This is a genomic window from Candidatus Nitrosoglobus terrae (assembly GCF_002356115.1).
In the GTDB taxonomy this organism is placed as follows: domain Bacteria; phylum Pseudomonadota; class Gammaproteobacteria; order Nitrosococcales; family Nitrosococcaceae; genus Nitrosoglobus; species Nitrosoglobus terrae.
The window spans coordinates 64,285-82,438 of record NZ_AP014836.1 but is presented as its reverse complement, the minus strand read 5'-3'; the positions used below and the strand labels follow the sequence as shown (position 1 = coordinate 82,438).

Sequence of the window (18,154 nt, the reverse complement as noted above, 5' to 3'; positions counted from 1 at the left end):
GAGGAAACCTATCATCATGGAAAAAACTTATAAAGTAGACGGTATGACCTGTAATGGCTGCGCTAAATCCGTTGAAAGGGCTATTACTACGGCAGCAACTACGGCAATCGTTAAAGTTAATCTGGAAAAGAAACAAATTACCGTTACCGGAATTGATGATGATGTACTCATTGCCCAAGCTGTGGAGGCTGCAGGCTTTGATTATGAAGGCCCAGTATTATCTTAACGGATAGGATAATGCAAAAATAATCACTATGGGCAAAAATCAGGGGCCTATTTATTCTGGTAAATAAATGAAAGCTAAAGAATGGCTCCTGATTGTGCTTGTAAGTTTTATTGTTATCACGATGCTAGGAATAATAGTAACACCAGAGATGATACATTCAGCGCAAGTAGCTAACAGTAAAGCTACTATAGATCTTATACCCACTAGCATTGTACCGTTATCTGGTGATCGCATCATCACCAAGCGCTATAAGATCACAATTACATTGCCAACATTGACTGCCGATGAAAAACCTCTGGTCGACGCAATACGCACCGCTGCCGATAACGCTAAGCATGAGTTCTTGCAAGCACTGCCTGATTGGAAACACCTACCCGAGTTTGCCGATCGCCAGTTTGACTTACTAATAGACTTCAAAGTTATCAGCCAAATTGACACTTTTATTAGTATCCTAGAAACGGGTAGCTCAAATACTGGAGGGGCCCATCCAATACCGATCAAAGCCACTTTTGTATACGATCGCAAACTGGGTAAGCTCATCACCTTGGCTGATTTATTTACTAGCTTCAATCCTGCCCTTAGCGCACTAGCTAATTTTGCTCGCAGTACACTCTTAGAAAAATTCCAGATAGAAGCCCCCAAATCAGATGAAGGATCCCTCGAAGCTGTTCAGGAATGGGGATTCCGCATGAGGCAAATGCTGAACGAGGGTACTCAACCCACCGCTGAGAATTATGCCGCATTTATCATACAATCAGCGGCTAACATACAGACTGCTAGCCCTGGGATTATTCTAGTTTTTCCACCCTATCAAATCGCACCGTATGCAAGCGGTACTCAAACCGTTGAGGTTCCAGCTTATATATTTGCTCAATTCCTAAAACCTAATTACTTAAGTAGCTTTGCTATACAGTAGCTTAGCGCAAGGCGCATCTGTTTATTAATTATTTTCTAACATTCCATCCTCAAAACTTAGATATTACGGTATTTCTTAGCTAACCTTCCTACGGTAAGCCCCTGTATAATAATGGAAAATGCTACTATAATATAACAGACGGTAAGCAGTAGTTCACGAGACATGTCAGGTTCTAAGGCAAGGACTAGCGCAATAGAAATACCCCCGCGCAAGCCGCCCCAAGTCATGATTAGCCCTTCCTGCAAGGCAAGAGTAAGAGATTTCTCAAACACGTAAAGAGGAAAAAATACCGAAACATAACGTGCCAGCAATACTATAGGTATGGTTAAAACACCTGCTAATAAGTATTGCAAATTGAATGGAATAATAATGAGTTGCAAACCAATCAGTAAAAAAAGGATAGTGCTAAAAAACAGCTCTAATAGCTCCCAAAATCTATCCACATAATTTTCTGTGGCTTCCGATATATCATTAGTATGAAAGCCTTTATGTCCAACCATTAGTCCAGCAATTGCCATAGCTAAAGCCCCGGAAAAATTCAGCTGGTTAGCCAACCAGTAACCCCCAAGGACTACGGCAAGTGTAATCAATACTTCTATTTGTGGATTATTAATAGATCCCATTAAAAAATGAGCCAGATATCCTAGGCTTAATCCCAGTAAAATACCCCCACCGATCTCCTCAACAAATAATAAACTGATATCAATACTGGTTATCTTCCCACCCCCAAGCTGAGCAACATGGAAGACAGTGAGAAATATAACAATACCCATACCGTCATTGAAAAGACTCTCTCCAACGATTTTTATTTCTAATGATTTAGATATTCTAGCCTTTTTCAGGATTCCTAAAACAGCAATAGGATCAGTAGGTGAGATAAGGGCACCAAACAATAAGCAATGAATAAATGGGATTTTAAAATTTAATAGCTCAAACCCCACAAACATCATTGCCCCTATTAGAAGAGCAGATACAAGAACGCCAACAGTAGCAAACAAAAGCACAGGGCCACGCATTGTTTTCAGAGAATCCCCATCAGTCTGTAAAGCGCCCGCAAACAAAAAAATACTTAAAAATCCGTCAAGCAATACCTCTGTAAAATTTATTTTTGTAACTAACTCTTTTACAAAAACAAAAGGTTCTGGAAAGATACTATTCACTACCAAGATAAGGATAGAGAACACAATGGCAGTCACCATTACCCCAATAGTATCGGGCAATTTCAGGAATCTAGCATTTAGATAACCCAAAATAGCAGTCAATACGACTAAAATAGTAATAATATTAAGTATACTCATCCCCCGATTATCTGATGGTTTTGCTATTTTTTAAAGAATGAGCATGAATTTTGCTACTGGACAGCAAAAAATAGCCAGATCCTCCAACCAAGAATAGGAGAGAATTTCCAGCATACTTCTAAACGTGAGTGAAAATAGCTAAATCCACTTTAAGAATTACATCCAAGCTATGTTATTTTCAGATGCATTATAGTCATTCGTCTGTCATCTAGCTTAGGGATTTTTGTATGGAAGCTCTCCTTGTATCGACTGGTGTCGTCGCCCTCGCCGAAATAGGCGACAAGACACAACTTCTTGCCTTTGTCTTAGCGGCTCGCTTTAAAAAGCCGCTACCAATTATCCTCGGTATTCTCGTTGCCACCATCGTCAACCACGGCCTTGCCGGTGCCTTGGGTGCGTGGATCACCTCTGCAGTGAACCCTGAAATCCTACACTGGATTTTGGGCTTCTCATTTATCGCGATGGCGGCTTGGATCCTGATTCCAGACAGTATGGATGATGAAGAGGCCACCGCCATTAGGAGATTCGGCGTCTTTGGTGCCACTTTGATTACCTTCTTCCTTGCCGAAATGGGCGATAAAACCCAGATCGCCACCGTCGCCCTAACGGCGCACTATGGGACACCGTTACTGGTAGTCATCGGCACGACAATCGGCATGCTTGTTGCGGACGTTCCCGCCGTATTCATGGGCGATAAACTGGGCTCCAAAATCCCGATGAAGCTGGTGCGTACGGTTGCTGCCACCGCATTTACTATCCTTGGCGCGGTGACATTGTGGAGTGCGTGGGGCGGATTAAAACTTTGAGTCTCACCTCTCACCTACGTGTGTCGGTGCTGATGGTGAATATCTGGATAGTGAGGATGACTGTGTGTAATGGGCGTATGCGCATGCTCATGCGTGTGTGGCTCATTCCCATCCCAAGAAAAGTCGTGAGTATGCCGATGATGCGAGTCATGCACGTGGGGGTGTGTGTGCGTGATGGGTACATGCATGTGCATATGCTCATGACGCTCGGTTAAATGAAGCCAAACACCTATAGCCATCAGCAACACGGCAGCCCAAAACATCCAAGATGTGGGCTCACCGAAAGCCAAGATTGCAATAGCAGCGCCAATGAACGGTGCAGTAGAGAAGTACGCGCCAGTGCGCGCTGTTCCCAGTCCGCGCAAGGCAAGGACGAACAATACCAAGCTCACGCCGTAGCCCAGAAAGCCAACCACCATCGCCATCCCTATGAACGGGGCAGTAGGCCAATTGACGCCAATCCACAGTGCGATTCCGACATTCACAACGCCCGCCATCAGGCCCTTGGTACCGGCAACAAAGAGGGCATCGGTGGCCGACACTTTACGGGTGAAGTTGTTATCAAGCGCCCAGCACAAACAAGCGGCGGCTACCAAAGAACTGCCCCAATTGAGAGAGGCAACATCTGATGATCCCGGTAGCGCTAGCAGCAACGCGCTCAGCACAATAAGTATCATGCCAAGAACGATACGGCCATCAGCATTCTCATGGAATACAACCCAAGCCAAAACTGCTGTGAGCACTGCTTCCAAGTTAAGCAGCAAAGAAGCCGTCGATGCGGGCGTAAATGTAAGCCCCAACATCAAGGCCAAAGGCCCTAACACCCCACCAAATCCGATGGCAAGTAGCAGCCATAACCACTCGGCTCGTGGCATTGTCGGGATACACCAACTGCGATCACGCGCTAGCCTCGCCAGCCCTAGGCCAATTCCACTGCCAAGATACAGCAGGCCAGCCAGCAAAACGGGGGGAGTATCATGTAGCAGCGCTTTTGCAAGCGGAGTACTGGCACCAAACAATGCAGCAGCCCCCAGAGCCGCGTAGATGGCAGAAGACCAGAAAATACGAGTTTTCATAATAATGTATCCCCTACATCTATATATATTGCCATGAGCCATACCGTCCAAGGAAAAGCTAAATTACTAGCATGCGTACGTCGCATCCGCAACCAAGTAGAAGCCATTGAGCGGGCACTAGATGCTGAGCAGGGTTGCGCTGAAGTAGCTGCATCAGACTGCCGCCGTAGGTGGTACTGCACAGAGCCTGATGGCCAAAGCCATTAAAAACTACGTTGCTAGTACTGCTTCTAGAGATAATTTTTTTAACCTCCCAAAATATAAAGTAAAATACTTTTTAATTTGCTCGCTGCTATCTTCGTCTATTAATCATTCTACCTTTCTTGGACTATCTCACTGGCATGAATAATGAGAAAAAAGGGCTGATGCTGGGCCTAATAGCCGTAATAGGATTTGGATTAACCTTACCTGTTACCCGCTTAGTGGTAGTTTATCTTGATCCTATCTTTATTAGTTCAGGACGGGCAGTGATTGCCGCCACAATTGCAGGATTATGGCTACTACTTACAAAGGAAATAATTCCTAGTAAAAAACAGATTTTACAGCTTATTATTGTTGCGCTCGGGGTAGTGATTGGTTTTCCTATTTTATCTGCTTGGGCTATGAAGACTGTTCCTGCCTCCCATGGCGGTGTCGTACTAGGTATTCAACCATTAATTACAGCAACTGTTGGAGCCAAGATAGGAAAAGAACAACCTTCATTGGGTTTTTGGCTCTCAAGCATATTAGGGGCTACCTTAGTAATAAGTTACGTTTTTTTACAAGAGGTAGGGAATCTCTTATGGGGAGATATTGCCCTGCTAGGTGCGGCGATTGCTGCGGCAATCGGTTATGCGGTAGGGGGGATACTAGCTAGAGAAATAGGAGGCTGGAATGTAATTTGTTGGGCACTGGTACTTTCACTGCCCATTATACTCGTTCCATCAATAGTCACTGCTCCAGAAGAAATTTATAAGCTACCCATTAATATATGGGTCAGTTTTCTATATCTAGCATTGGTATCGCAATTATTTGCGCTTTTTTTCTGGAATAAAAGCTTAGCCCTTGGTGGCGTTGCTCGTGTCAGCCAAACACTATTAATTCAACCATTTATTACCATTGCTGCCTCACAAATACTTATTGGAGAAGAAATAAACACCACCACTGTTATCTTTGCCTGGCTAGTAGTCACTACAGTAGCAATCAGCCGAAGAATGCCTATTTACGAAAATAAAAATGCAACTAACATCAATAGTAATTAGCGTAAAATTAACTATGGCTTGTAAATTATTCTCACTTAGAGATGTATCTGAAGATGAAGCCGAAGAAATTCGGGAATTACTGAATAAAAATGAAATAAACTATTATGAAACTCCTTCCAGCATATGGGGAATATCGACGGCAGCTATCTATTTAAAAAATGAGCATCTACTAGAAAAAGCAAATTTACTCATTACAAGATACCAAACGGAGAAGGCTTATAAAGCAAGAAAAGAACATGAAAAATTAAAAAGGGAAGGAAAAACTGAAACTATTATTGATAGAATTAAAAAAGATCCTATTAAAATAATATCCCATCTAATGTTAATTATTATAATACTTTATTTATCTATCAAGCCCTTCATAAGCCTTGGAAACTAGCAAGCAGGCGTAGAGATCGTCAGCCTACCATACTTCTATCTGTCTTATATCTCCTGTCAGAAAAACCGACTATTGTACTTAGAATAATCATTAGCAAAACAATGGCTTTATCAACAAAAACATCCGACTACCCAAGCATAGATATTTTCTTGCCTACATTGCAATTGGGCAATCGGAGTATCTATTTTAAGATATAAGTGAGCTATGCTTTTTTATTTTTTATCTTCGCTAAAATTTGTAATCTAAAATGATAAAGCACATAACCAAGTATAGAAAGTATTAAAACTCCTAAAACTATATTTGATATCCGTCGCGCTAATGGAATCTCCTTTTCTATTCCCACTCGCACCGGAATAGTGAGCTCCTCCCCTCCTATAGTTAAAATAGCCGCATATAAACCTTTTTGATCAAACGTCACCTGAGTTTCCACCAGACCTGTACGATATTTCTTCTCTGGGACATCTATTAATGTGCGTACTTCTGTTATGGAATCTGGTTCCTCACCTGCTTCCACCTCCACAATCCGAAGAGCAACAAGTCGATTCCTAGTATATTTGTCAACAAGATCAATTGTGATATAGGTAACACCTGCTATAGGTAGATCATGGCAAAAACGCTGAAATGCTGATCTTACTTCCCCTTCTTTTTCTTTTTCTTTCTCCATCGTCCCTGCTGCTGGCTGGTAGGCAGTAAAATGAACGACATACCCTTTATCCGTTGTAACGCAAGGTAGTCCTATGTAACCGGGCTGCTGCGTTTGGCTACTTCCTTGTGCCCAAGCATGAGATATACAGAAAAGAGCAGTTATGGTAAGAAAAAAAGCATTCTGTGATAATTTTTTCATTATTCTCTTTCCTCTCTAACCTACCGACCTCTTTAAATAAGCAGGAAAGCAGGTGGATCCTTTCTGGATTAGGCAATAATTAGGCCTCATCATCGTGATAAAACTATCTATTAATATATTTTTAACTTTTAAGTATATAGCTAATATTTGCCCACTTATCTATTATTTATTACTAATCCATAGATAACATTAATTTGCTACTATCTTGCGCATAGTGTGCTAAAAATTTAAAAATCTTACTAAACACTCTCTTAATAATAAGTCAGATTTTTTTAAGGCACCATATTAATTATTCCCACTCATTAGCGTAATTATTAATTACTCGCATGTAATATAAAAAAGCTAATAATATGAAAAGGAGTTGAGGAAATTTAGCATAAGGCTACGCAGAAAAACGTAATAAATAACACAACTATATCCCTTTTTCAGAGATTAAACCATCAAGGATCTTTAGAGATCAGAATAGGGTTTTGCTTAGTTATATTCTCTCTAGATTCACATCGGTGCGTCCCTGAGGATTGCTTTAGCGATAATAATATTTGCTCGTGCATTCCAATGTGCATCATAAGGGCCAACTCGCATTTCTAGCCTAGTTGAATCCGAATATTGTTTTAAATCTTGAAAAGGATGAATTACTGCAATACCCGTTGCAATTGCCTGTTTATACATTGACTCCAGTGCAGGACTAATAAACTCTTCGCTACGATTAAGATTTCCAACTTGTGGATCAAGTACAATACCTGCTTTTATCGAGCTAAAACTTGTGAGATCTTGGAAAAATCGTTTAACCACTTGAGTTTCAGCCGACGAGAGAGGTGAGGGCCTATCATCTATTACTGTAGTGACATTAGCTCCCATATTTAGGGTAGAAAAAGGGTTAATAATCTTGGTTAAAGTTCCAGCTGATAACCTTAATACACCGAAAAAATACTGCAAGATAGCGGAGTGTGCAAGAAGATCTCGCAGAGCGCTATGAGCCAGCTTCTTCTTGTGAAAGAGTTCACCGTTTTTATCCAGACAGACATCTGTATAGGAAGCATGCTCACAAAGACTTTGGTGAACATCGGCGCGTTCAACAACAATCCAAAACTTTCTAATACCTAGCGTATCATATGCAAACCTAACTCGTTCAAGATAGTCAAACAAGCTGCTACCCGGAATCCCTAATGAAAAAACAGGGACACCATTACGTTCATTTTCAAGCTTTGCTGCCAAGCGATCTGATGGAGCAAGCATTGATTGCTCAACTAGGCTATCTCCTATCAGTGCAACAGCCCCCAATGAAGATGAAAATGACCGATTAGGAATAAACCCAAATTCGTTCGAGCGTTGTCGTTGAGGATTAAGAAAGTCCCACCCAGTAGCACTCTGAAACTCAAAGTTTGGTGGATAGGTCGTTATAAACGGATCAATGTATTGCCCCATATGAGTAGCTGTTGGCGTTGGTAAAACACGCAGCACCAGCTCCATAGCAATGAGTGAAACTAGCGATCCGAGGGCTAAGGGTAAAATTTTATGAAACATTAAAAGCTAAAATAAATAAATGGGCTTATACTGGCACGCAGCTCGTTAATAATGATTAGCGCTATTACCATAGTAGTCGCTGCCCCAGTACTGAACCAAGCAATCCATTGAGATTGGATGCAAACCTTAAGTAGTCGATCAAATAACATATTTGAATTTACTGGCAGCACTGCAATTAAACTCCATACCAGAATTAACCAAACACCACGAGATGTGCTTAATCCAGCATTAAACAAAACCTTTGGGAAAGAGTCGGCATCTACAATTGAGAACATGGCTGATAATATAATGCTAGCCGACGTGAAATCAGTAGCGCGAAAAAAGACCCAAGCTACAATAACAGCAAACATCGTCATTAACCAAGCCGCCAATGTAATAAAAGAGCGGGGCACTAGAAAAGCAAGATATCGGGTAAACGCGTTACCAACACTATGGTGCATTACTAAGTAAAGTCCATGCGCTCCTCCCCAAACTACAAATGTCCAGCTCGCGCCATGCCAAAGACCGCCAAGAAGCATCGTTACCATAAGATTAATGATACGTCGCAACTCTCCACGCCGATTACCCCCAAGTGAAATATATAAATAATCACGCAAAAAAGCAGATAAAGTCATATGCCAACGACGCCAAAATTCGGAAATATTGGTAGCACGATAAGGTGAAGCAAAATTGAAGGGTAGCCGAATTCCAAAAATCATCGATAAACCCACAGCCATATCAGAATAACCTGAAAAATCAAAATAAAGCTGTAACGTATAAGCAACCGCCCCTATCCAAGCCTCAGGCATAGTTGGCAAATGACTAGCCGCTGTAGCATCAAATACCGCATCAGCATAGGGAGCAATACCATCTGCCAGTATAATTTTTTTAATTAAGCCTAATGCAAATAACCCAAGCCCAGCAGCTATTTTTGCTATTTGAGGACGATAGATTTCAAGGCTTGCAAACTGAGGCATCATCTGGGCATGGTGCAGAATTGGCCCAGCAATTAAATGTGGAAAATAGGTAACAAACAATAAATAATGGATGAAACGATACTCGCGTGTTCCCTTTGTATACGTATCAACCAGAAAGGCTATCTGTGTAAAAGTAAAGAATGAAATTCCAATGGGCAAAATTACATCGATTTCGGACAAATTTAAATTGCTAATTGCCCGTAGTGTATCCAGCAAAAAATTTGCATATTTAAACCAAGACAGTAAGCTAAGATTAAAGATTAAGCCAAAAATCAATGCAATACGTGCAGATATTCCGCTGGAATTACTATCCTTGTCACGTAATCTGCCAATGACAACCCCAAACCCGTAGTTAACTACAATTGATACTAGCAATAATACAATGTATTTCGGCATCCAATAGCCGTAGAAACATATGGAGGCCAGCCCAAGCCAAGCCGATGCTGCCCGCGGATAGCGACCAAATATAAAGAAACCTGTTGCAACAATGGGCAGATATAGAAAAGAAAATAAGGCGGATGTAAAAAGCACAGCAAGAGGTAAGAAAGTTTAAGCTATTTCTGAAACTATTTGAAATTATTCGCGCTAGAGCTTATCTTAAATCAATCTAAGTAACAAAATTTCCATTCTTAAAGCGTCTTTACTAACGCAGCCCTATCTAGAGATCTGATTGTGAGTAACAAGGGTATCAACCAGTTTATCTTTTTCAATACGCCAAGACACTAAATAAACATGTAGCAATTCCAAAGATTGATATAGCATAATCATAGATATCAAATTTTTTCTTGCTATCGTATAAATCATAAGTATTGTTTTCTAAGTAAATACCCCGTAATTATCAGTACTCTAGCGAAAAATATCCTTATTCACCGCTTTTTTGACCGCCTCCTGTTTCGTGACGACATTACGGCGGATTAGATCCAACAAACATTGATCTAGGGTTTGCATACCTACACTCTGCCCCGTTTGAATAGCAGAGTACATTTGAGGGATCTTGTCCTCACGAATAAGATTACGAATGGCGGGCGTACCTACCATAATCTCATGGGCAGCTACTCGACCCCCACCTGCCTTTTTAAGTAGAGTTTGAGAGATAACCGCTCGCAGGGACTCAGAAAGCATAGAACGTACCATAGCCTTCTCCGTAGCTGGAAAAACATCAATAATACGATCAATCGTCTTTGCTGCTGAACTGGTATGTAAAGTACCAAAAACTAGATGACCTGTCTCTGCCGCTGTTAAAGCTAAGCGAATGGTTTCTAGATCTCGCATTTCACCTACTAAGATAATATCAGGATCTTCCCGTAAGGCTGAACGTAACGCTTCATTAAAACCATAAGTATCTCGATGTATTTCTCTTTGATTAATAAGGCTCTTTTTGCTCTCATGCACAAACTCAATAGGATCTTCAATAGTCAAAATATGCGCAAAATCATTCTCATTTTTATAATTAATCATAGCCGCTAGGGTAGTGGATTTCCCAGAACCTGTTGGCCCTGTTACTAATACAATTCCCCGAGAATTATTAGCAATATCCTTAAATCCGGAGGGAGCATTAAGTTCTTCTAAAGTTAATACTTTGGAAGGAATAGTGCGGAACACCGCGGCCAATCCGCGATTCTGGGTAAATACATTAGTCCGAAAACGAGCCAATCCAGGGATTTCAAAGGAAAAATCAGTTTCAAGGAATTCCTCGAAACTCTTACGTTGCTTATCATTCATGATACTGTAGATAGTGCTATGAATTTCTTTATGATCCAGAGCCGGTAAGTCGATCCGATGTATCTCACCATCTACCCGAAGCATTGGCGGAAGCCCCGCAGAGAGGTGTAAGTCGGAAGCAGAATTTTTCACACTAAAAGCCAGTAACGCAGTGATATCCATAAATTTATTCAATAATTTTTAAGGTATTTGGAGAATGGTCAGTTTTTCATTAGCAATATCGGTTAAACTTAACCAAACTAAAGTTATTCTGTTAGCTAGGAGGTAGCAAATAAAATATGGCACTGATTGAACAACAACTAGCACAAGTCCGCGCTAGAATTACTCAAGCTGAACAACGCTTTAGCCGCCCTGCAGGGAGCGTTACGCTGATAGCTGCCACTAAAACCTGCTCGGTAGATGCAATTCGTACGGCAGCCGCTTCTGGATTGCGATCTTTCGGTGAAAATTATCTGCAAGAAGCACTACCAAAAATTAGAGAACTGGAATCAGAACACTACGAATGGCATTTTATTGGCCCTATCCAATCAAATAAGACTCGCGATATTGCCACTCACTTTGATTGGGTACATAGCGTTGATCGCTTAAAGATTGCCCAGCGCCTTAGCGATCAACGGCCACCGGAACTAGGGGATCTTAATATATGCTTGCAAGTTAATATTAGCGATGAAGATTCCAAATCCGGCGTTATGCCTGAAGATCTTCCTAAGCTGGCACAAGAGATAGCCGAAATACCTCGACTCTCATTACGAGGATTAATGACTGTACCCGCCATTACCTCTGATTTTGAAGAACAACGCCAACCATTTCGAGCTTTATATCAGCTATGGATCGAGCTTCGCCAGATGGGACTAGCACTAGATATCCTGTCCATCGGAATGTCAGATGATTTGGAAGCTGCTATTGCTGAAGGCGCTACGTTAGTTCGCATCGGCACCGCCATCTTTGGCTCTCGACCACAAAAACCCCTTAAACCACAACAGCCCTTTTAATATTCTGTACCATTTCTGGATTTGAACATGAAGCTAAAAAATCAAGCCACAAATAAGCAAGCCCTTGCCTTTATCGGGGGGGGTCACATGGCCACTAGCCTTATTGGTGGCTTAATTGCTAATGGCTATGATGCCCAAGCTATTTGGGTTGCCGATCCTGATCAAAGTAAACTAGATAGGCTCTATCACCATTTTGGTATTAATACCACTTTGGATAATTTTCAAGCAGCCCAGAAAGCGGAGGTAGTTGTTCTAGCAGTTAAGCCACAACAGATAAAAACCGCGAGTATCGCCCTAAAACAACTAGCTACGCCAAGTCAGCCGTTGTGGATAAGCATCGCCGCCGGGATTCGAATTTCCGATTTAGAATATTGGCTTGGATGCTCAGCGCCCATTCTTCGCGCAATGCCCAATACACCCGCATTAGTTCAAGCGGGCGCCACAGCCTTGTTTGCTAGCCCTCAGACTACTTCCCAACAGCGACAGCTAGCCGAGTCTATATTACGAGCCGTAGGGATGACTTTATGGCTTAGCAGCGAACATTTAATGGAAGCTGTGACTGCGCTATCAGGTGGTGGACCTGCTTATTTTTTTCTGGTAATGGAAGCCATGGAAAAAGCGGCTATCCATTTAGGACTTGATCCAGATAGCGCCCGCTTATTAACCCTTGAAACCGCATTAGGAGCCGCTAAAATGGCATTAGAAAGTAAGGAGGATACTACCAGTCTACGGCGGCAGGTTACCTCACCGGGTGGGACTACCGAACGTGCTATTGCTACTTTAGAGAAATTTGGTATCCACCAAGCTTTTGCTGATGCATTGGAAGCTGCCCGTAATCGTACCCAAGAACTTGCCAAGGAGCTTGGAGCTACTCATGACCGGTGATTATTTTATTAATCCTTTAGTGTTTATTATTAATACGTTATTTAATTTTTACATCCTCGTATTAATGTTGCGCCTGATTCTACAATGGGTACGCGCTAATTTTTATAACCCAGTAGCAAAGTTTTTAGTTACTATCACCCAGCCACTACTTCACCCTTTGCGTCGTTCCCTACCTCCTATTGGTAACCTTGATACTGCCTCTATTGTCTTACTCTTAGCCCTTACCATAGTTAAACTGACTATTGTCTCAAGCTTAATATCAAGTACGCCTTCATTACCTTTATTACTTTTGGCAAGTATGGGCGATCTAATCGGTTTGGTATTTGAGGTTTTCAAGATTTCTATTATCATTCAGGCCATCTTAAGCTGGGTAGCCCCAGCCCCAGCAGCTTATAATCCTATCACTACCCTTCTATATAGCCTTAATGAGCCACTATTACGCCCTGCTCGAAATGTAATCCCTCTCATGGGAGGCTTAGATCTGTCACCGCTTGTCGTTTTGCTAGGTTTACAAGTAGTCTCTATGTTTATCGAGCCTTTATTTCCTCACCTTATCTGAGATTTTAATGGCTAATTCTTGGTATTTATGGGATCAGGATTCTCTGATTATTCAGGTACGACTCCAGCCAAGAGCTAGCCGTGATGAAATCATTGGCCTCTATAAAGATCAGTTAAAAATAAGAATTACTACCCCTCCAATAGCAGGAAAAGCTAATGCCTATTTAATCCAATTTTTAGCTAAATTTTTCCATACCAATAAAGATAGAATCCATCTACTTTCCGGGGCTACAAGCCAAAATAAACGTATACGAATTAAAAACCCAGATAAATTACTGCTCAATACGGTTTTGCAAAAAGCAAATATTAAATTATAAACCCCTAAATTTTTAGCAGCTTAGGCCGAAGATGACGTAATAAAAGCAATCCCGGAATTGCAATTAAGGCACAAAAAGAGAAAAATGATACCCAGCCAAAGCTTTTAGCAAAAAAACCCGCTGGTGCAGCGATGATAGCGCGGGGAATACCCATTAAGCTAGAAAGTAAGGCGTATTGGGTAGCTGTAAACTTCTTATTGGTTAAACTTGCCATAAATGCTACATAAGCAGCTGTTCCCATTCCTCCAGTTAAATTTTCAAAAGCAATCACCAAAGCAAGACCCAGCAAACTGTAACCATAACTCCCTAGCACGGCAAAACCTACCGTTGAAACTGCCTGCAAGATACCAAACAGCCATAATGACCGATAAATACCCATCCGTAGCATCAAAATTCCGCCAAGTAGACTGCCACAAACCGTAGCCCCAAACCCAAACCCTTTAGCAATCATACCGATTTCAGTGGTGGAGTAACCTAAATCTAGGTAAAAAGGAATAGTCATATGACTTGCCATCGCATCCCCAATCTTATAAAACAGAATAAAAAATAGAATCAGTACCGCATTTTGGCGTTGAAAATACTCTAGGAAAGGATCTACTATAGCTTCTCGTATGGTTCTCGGTGTATCGATAAAAGTTTTAGGTTCTGGCGCTAGTAATGTGGTTATTACACCAACCAGCATGATGAGTGCCATCAACTCGTAAATCTGAGGGAAAGATAAATAATCAGCCAATATAAGCCCCCCACCAGAGGCCAACAGCATACCTAATCGATAACCATTCACATACAGGGCAGAACCTAAACCTAGTTCATGATCAGTTAAAATTTCTCGGCGATAAGCATCAATAACAATATCTTGTACTGCTGAGAAAAAGGTAACCAACAAAGCAGCTCCAGCAACATTGATAGGGCTAACGGCGGGTTTTGTAAACCCTAGCCCGACTAACGCTAAAATAAGACCTATCTGTGCCCATAATAGCCAGCCGCGACGCCGACCCAAACGACCCAACTGATAACGATCTAAAAAAGGAGCCCAAAAAAATTTTAAGGTATAAGGCAGCCCTACTAAAGCAAATAAACCAATGGTAGTCAGATCAACACCTTCCTGCTGCATCCAAGCCTGTAATACAGAGCTTGTAAGTAAAAGAGGTAGCCCACTGGAAAAACCCATAAAGAAGGCTACAATCATATGTTTTGAAAAGATAACAAGTAGGTATTTCCGCCACGTTCTAGCCAAAAAAAAATCTCCAATATTAGAAGCCATTCGTTATAAGAAAGAATTATAATTCCATCGACCATAAACTGATCATGATTGCTTAGTGATTTATAGACTAAACTAGATAGGTTTTTAGTTTAATACGTGAGAAAAACTATGAGTTCAAGATTATTTTATATAGTAATTACTGCCATACTGAGCCTAGTTATTGGCTCTATTAGCTTTGCTGTCGAAGGACCCGCATTAGATAAGCTTAGAACTATTGCTGATAGGGCAGGCAAAGGAGATCCAGCAGCACAATCTGCTTTTGGATTCTTGTATCAACAAGGACTTGGTGTACCTCAGGATTATACGAGAGCTCGCCAATGGTATCAGAAAGCTGCAATGCAAGGCGATACAGAGGCACAGGTTAGGCTTGGATCTTTATACCAATATGGTTTTGGTGTACGTCAAGATTACGCTATAGCTCGCCAATGGTATCAGAAAGCAGCGATACAAGGTGATGCAAATGCACAAATCAAGCTTGGATTTTTATACCAAGAAGGCTTTGGTGTACGCCAAGATCACGCAAAAGCTAATCAATGGTACGAAAAAGCAGCCGCCCAAGGTGATGCAAATCTACAATCTGAAGTCGGGCTTTTATATGAACTTCGCCAAGATTTTGTAAAAGCCCGCCACTGGTATGAGAAAGCAGCTGCACAAGGTGATGCAAAAGCGCAAGCTAAGCTTGGATCTTTATATCAGTACGGCCTTGGAGGAGTACGTCAGAATTACACGAAAGCTAAGGAGGAATATGGACTCGCTTGTGATAGAGGTGAGCAGACAGGATGTGATAAATACCGCGAACTAAATGAGAATGAGTTTTAAGAGTCCTTTAGGGAGATCGGTACGAGTAAGTACCGATTTCCCAAGGATATGAGTACCGCTAAAAATAAACGCGCCACCTTCTTGTTATCAGTGGTAGTAATTTCATAAAGTTTCCAAGAAATGACATTCGTTAAGAGCACCCATTTTATCTCTGACTGTATCCTATAAGTAATGATTTGAGCTTCTTCATTCCCTTGAAGCTTTGAATTAATACGTTTAGCCTCAATAACGATAGCATCGCCTTCCCCAACTGAAAGGATATAATCTGCTCTTTCTCTTCCATTTTTATTATTATTTATCTGTGGTTCATCCGGTGTTTCTTCTATTCTATAACCTAGAGCATCCTCTAGCAGGCGATTTAGAATCCTCCGAGTACTAGCCCCATTCCAGTTCTCCTCAAAAGCACGTTTAATGATAGGTAACTGAGCTTCAAATTTCTCTCTAATAACAATTCTTTGCTCATCTATCACTTCCTGCGGAAATTGCCGTGCCAGTTTCTCTTGAAGTTCTTGAAGCGCTATTTCATTTTCTTTTAAATCACCTTCCTTAATCTCAGCACCAAAATGCTCAGCAAGGGCTCTCTGGCCACCAACAAACCCTTGGCTAACAGCTCTGAATTTCAACCCTTGCTCATGTCGGTAGATTTCCCCTAATATTAGTGCAGCTTCATTTTCAATATTATCAATCAGCTGATGCTGATATTGAGCGAGAATGTTGTTATTACATACTATACGTAGGGTAAGAGATTCTAAAATATCCTTTAAACTTTGATGAGAATTATTCATAGCCAAGTAAAAAACAGTTTTTGTATCTCTTCTTACTTTAGTTAACTGAACTAAAACACAGCTTACATTGGCTATATCGCCTTAATATTCATAATCTTAAGTAAAAAAATATAATGAAAAACTATCAAATTGAGTTCATTACATTTGCACTCAAAAAAGGAGTCCTACGCTTTGGGGAATTTACCTTAAAATCAGACCGAATTAGCCCTTATTTTTTCAACAGCGGGCTATTTAACAGTGGTGATAGCCTAGGGCATCTAGGCCGTTTTTATGCTCAGGCAATCTCTGCATCAGGGATCAAGTTCGACATATTATTTGGGCCAGCCTATAAAGGTATTCCTTTAGCGGCAGCAACAGCTATTGCACTGGCAGAACTATATGGGCAGGATATTGAATATGCTTTTAATCGCAAAGAAATTAAAGATCATGGTGAGGGAGGTAATATCGTAGGCGCTTCGCTTCGCGGTAACCGAGTACTCATTATCGATGATGTGATTTCTGCCGGCACCTCAGCACGAGAATCCCTAACAATTATACACGCTGCTAACGCTACCCCTGCTGGTGTAGTTATCTCGCTAGATCGTCAAGAAATAGGGCAAGGAAAACAGTCTGCAGCTCAAGAAGTTACAGCACAATATAATATTCCTGTAACCAGTATTGCCCGCCTAGAACATCTTATTGAATATTTGGAAAAAGATCCGATGATGGAATATCAACTTCATCAAATGCGCGCTTATCGTAAGCGATATGGAGCAAAATCCTAGCCAATAATCAGCTTAAGACCCACTAGCAAGGTAACGGTCTCAAAGCCTCTTTTAATCCAGCGACTACCTTTTACAAGAGCAAGATGGGCACCTAAATAGCCTCCAAGCAGAGAACCAATAAGCAAGGCGGGCAGCCAAGACCACTGAATATTCCCTAACCAACCCAGTGTTAAAGCACCAATACTATTCCAAAATAAACCCACTAACACTAATGTATAGGCTCCAGCTTGCTTATAGTCCAACCCAAACCATCTCACTAGCCATAAAGTGGCAAACAAACCGGTACCCGAGGATAAAGCCCCATTTAATAGGCCAATTAGAAATAAAATACTGCCACCGATTAAATACCCGCACCAGTGACGGTTTAAAGTTTGATGAACTTGCCCTAACCCTGGTTTAAGTAAGGAGTAAATGCCTAGGCTTAAAGTTAAGCCCCCTAGTGCTAACTCCGCAGTACGATCAGGGATATTAAGGATTACATTTGCCCCCAAAACGACTCCAGGTAAACCACAGGCAAGAACAAAAAAAGCAAAGGAACGATCTAAAGCATTATTCCTGAGATACCGTAAAGTTGCGCCTGCTCCTAAGGCCACTGTGGCAACTTTATGGGTAGCTAAAGCAATACTAAAGGGTAATCCTAAAAAAATAAGCGCTGGTAATTGTACTAATCCTGCTCCACCGCCGCTAAAGGCTGAAAATAAATTAGCCAGCAGGGAAATAAGAAATAAAATACCTTGATCAAATAAATACATGCGTACTTGGAATCAAAATCAAAAACAGCT

The 18,154-nt window shown here is 41.3% G+C and carries 21 protein-coding genes; 12 read left to right on the top strand and 9 right to left on the bottom strand.

The features are described from left to right. Positions 1-16: 16 nt before the first annotated feature. Together TAO_RS00445 and TAO_RS00440 are read left to right on the top strand one after the other, a co-directional pair. Positions 17-226, top strand: a complete 210-nt coding sequence (locus TAO_RS00445) for a heavy-metal-associated domain-containing protein (protein ID WP_096526121.1) — start codon at positions 17-19, stop codon at positions 224-226. A gap of 67 nt (positions 227-293) precedes the next feature. After that, positions 294-1,142, top strand: a complete 849-nt coding sequence (locus tag TAO_RS00440; protein WP_096526120.1) for a DUF3298 and DUF4163 domain-containing protein — start codon at positions 294-296, stop codon at positions 1,140-1,142. A 56-nt stretch (positions 1,143-1,198) separates the two neighbouring features. On the opposite strand, the gene TAO_RS00435 is transcribed toward TAO_RS00440, so the two are convergent. Further along, entirely contained in the window at positions 1,199-2,440 is a 1,242-nt protein-coding gene (locus TAO_RS00435) for a cation:proton antiporter (RefSeq protein ID WP_096526119.1), read from the bottom strand. A 227-nt stretch (positions 2,441-2,667) separates the two neighbouring features. Here TAO_RS00435 and TAO_RS00430 point away from each other — a divergent pair, with 227 nt between their 5' ends. Further along, positions 2,668-3,246, top strand: coding sequence for a TMEM165/GDT1 family protein (locus TAO_RS00430; protein WP_096526118.1), 579 nt, complete (start codon positions 2,668-2,670; stop codon positions 3,244-3,246). Between the two features lie 14 nt (positions 3,247-3,260). Here TAO_RS00430 and TAO_RS10125 read toward each other — a convergent pair whose 3' ends face one another. Next, a complete protein-coding gene (locus TAO_RS10125) occupies positions 3,261-4,322 on the bottom strand; it encodes a DMT family transporter (RefSeq protein ID WP_096526117.1) in 1,062 nt (353 codons plus the stop codon). A gap of 33 nt (positions 4,323-4,355) precedes the next feature. Between TAO_RS10125 and TAO_RS00420 the strand changes: the two genes are divergently transcribed. The 3 genes from TAO_RS00420 to TAO_RS00410 all read left to right on the top strand — a co-directional run bounded on the left by TAO_RS00420 (position 4,356) and on the right by TAO_RS00410 (position 5,942). Continuing rightward, positions 4,356-4,529: a metal-sensing transcriptional repressor gene (locus TAO_RS00420; RefSeq protein ID WP_197702485.1), complete on the top strand. Its 174-nt coding sequence runs from the start codon at positions 4,356-4,358 to the stop codon at positions 4,527-4,529. Positions 4,530-4,663: 134 nt separating this feature from the next. Further along, on the top strand, positions 4,664-5,563 hold the full coding sequence (locus TAO_RS00415; protein ID WP_096526116.1) for a DMT family transporter: 900 nt from the start codon (positions 4,664-4,666) through the stop codon (positions 5,561-5,563). A 13-nt stretch (positions 5,564-5,576) separates the two neighbouring features. Continuing rightward, positions 5,577-5,942, top strand: coding sequence for a DUF6164 family protein (locus TAO_RS00410; protein WP_096526115.1), 366 nt, complete (start codon positions 5,577-5,579; stop codon positions 5,940-5,942). Positions 5,943-6,144: 202 nt separating this feature from the next. On the opposite strand, the gene TAO_RS00405 is transcribed toward TAO_RS00410, so the two are convergent. The 4 genes from TAO_RS00405 to TAO_RS00390 all read right to left on the bottom strand — a co-directional run bounded on the left by TAO_RS00405 (position 6,145) and on the right by TAO_RS00390 (position 11,150). Continuing rightward, positions 6,145-6,786, bottom strand: coding sequence for a hypothetical protein (locus TAO_RS00405; RefSeq protein WP_096526114.1), 642 nt, complete (start codon positions 6,784-6,786; stop codon positions 6,145-6,147). A gap of 495 nt (positions 6,787-7,281) precedes the next feature. Next, positions 7,282-8,310: a hypothetical protein gene (locus TAO_RS00400; protein WP_096526113.1), complete on the bottom strand. Its 1,029-nt coding sequence runs from the start codon at positions 8,308-8,310 to the stop codon at positions 7,282-7,284. Then, positions 8,310-9,797 (bottom strand): MBOAT family O-acyltransferase, encoded by a 1,488-nt coding sequence (locus tag TAO_RS00395; RefSeq protein ID WP_096526112.1) that lies wholly within the window; start codon positions 9,795-9,797, stop codon positions 8,310-8,312. The genes TAO_RS00400 and TAO_RS00395 overlap by 1 nt, the downstream gene beginning before the upstream one ends. Before the next feature lie 315 nt (positions 9,798-10,112). Next, positions 10,113-11,150 (bottom strand): type IV pilus twitching motility protein PilT, encoded by a 1,038-nt coding sequence (locus TAO_RS00390; RefSeq protein WP_096526111.1) that lies wholly within the window; start codon positions 11,148-11,150, stop codon positions 10,113-10,115. Between the two features lie 116 nt (positions 11,151-11,266). Between TAO_RS00390 and TAO_RS00385 the strand changes: the two genes are divergently transcribed. The 4 genes from TAO_RS00385 to TAO_RS00370 are packed head-to-tail and all read left to right on the top strand — an operon-like array spanning position 11,267 to position 13,740. After that, positions 11,267-11,980: a YggS family pyridoxal phosphate-dependent enzyme gene (locus TAO_RS00385; RefSeq protein WP_096526110.1), complete on the top strand. Its 714-nt coding sequence runs from the start codon at positions 11,267-11,269 to the stop codon at positions 11,978-11,980. A gap of 27 nt (positions 11,981-12,007) precedes the next feature. After that, a complete protein-coding gene (gene proC, locus TAO_RS00380) occupies positions 12,008-12,865 on the top strand; it encodes a pyrroline-5-carboxylate reductase (RefSeq protein ID WP_096526109.1) in 858 nt (285 codons plus the stop codon). Continuing rightward, positions 12,855-13,424 carry a YggT family protein gene (locus TAO_RS00375; RefSeq protein WP_096526108.1) on the top strand — a complete coding sequence of 190 codons (570 nt, stop codon included), beginning with the start codon at positions 12,855-12,857 and terminating at the stop codon, positions 13,422-13,424. The genes proC and TAO_RS00375 overlap by 11 nt, the downstream gene beginning before the upstream one ends. A gap of 7 nt (positions 13,425-13,431) precedes the next feature. Beyond that, positions 13,432-13,740 (top strand): DUF167 family protein, encoded by a 309-nt coding sequence (locus tag TAO_RS00370; RefSeq protein WP_096526107.1) that lies wholly within the window; start codon positions 13,432-13,434, stop codon positions 13,738-13,740. A gap of 4 nt (positions 13,741-13,744) precedes the next feature. Here TAO_RS00370 and TAO_RS00365 read toward each other — a convergent pair whose 3' ends face one another. Beyond that, positions 13,745-14,929 carry an AmpG family muropeptide MFS transporter gene (locus TAO_RS00365; RefSeq protein WP_231910515.1) on the bottom strand — a complete coding sequence of 395 codons (1,185 nt, stop codon included), beginning with the start codon at positions 14,927-14,929 and terminating at the stop codon, positions 13,745-13,747. Positions 14,930-15,112: 183 nt separating this feature from the next. Between TAO_RS00365 and TAO_RS00360 the strand changes: the two genes are divergently transcribed. Next, complete coding sequence (locus TAO_RS00360) at positions 15,113-15,823, top strand: tetratricopeptide repeat protein (RefSeq protein WP_096526105.1); 711 nt, start codon at positions 15,113-15,115, stop codon at positions 15,821-15,823. Here the strand turns inward: TAO_RS00360 and TAO_RS10020 are convergent. Beyond that, entirely contained in the window at positions 15,820-16,683 is an 864-nt protein-coding gene (locus TAO_RS10020; protein ID WP_269459391.1) for a TerD family protein, read from the bottom strand. The genes TAO_RS00360 and TAO_RS10020 overlap by 4 nt on opposite strands. 38 nt (positions 16,684-16,721) lie before the next feature. Here TAO_RS10020 and pyrE point away from each other — a divergent pair, with 38 nt between their 5' ends. Beyond that, on the top strand, positions 16,722-17,372 hold the full coding sequence (pyrE, locus tag TAO_RS00350; RefSeq protein WP_096526103.1) for an orotate phosphoribosyltransferase: 651 nt from the start codon (positions 16,722-16,724) through the stop codon (positions 17,370-17,372). Here the strand turns inward: pyrE and TAO_RS00345 are convergent. Further along, positions 17,369-18,124 carry a sulfite exporter TauE/SafE family protein gene (locus TAO_RS00345; RefSeq protein ID WP_096526102.1) on the bottom strand — a complete coding sequence of 252 codons (756 nt, stop codon included), beginning with the start codon at positions 18,122-18,124 and terminating at the stop codon, positions 17,369-17,371. The two genes, pyrE and TAO_RS00345, sit on opposite strands and share 4 nt — an antisense overlap. Between the last annotated feature and the right edge of the window lie 30 nt (positions 18,125-18,154).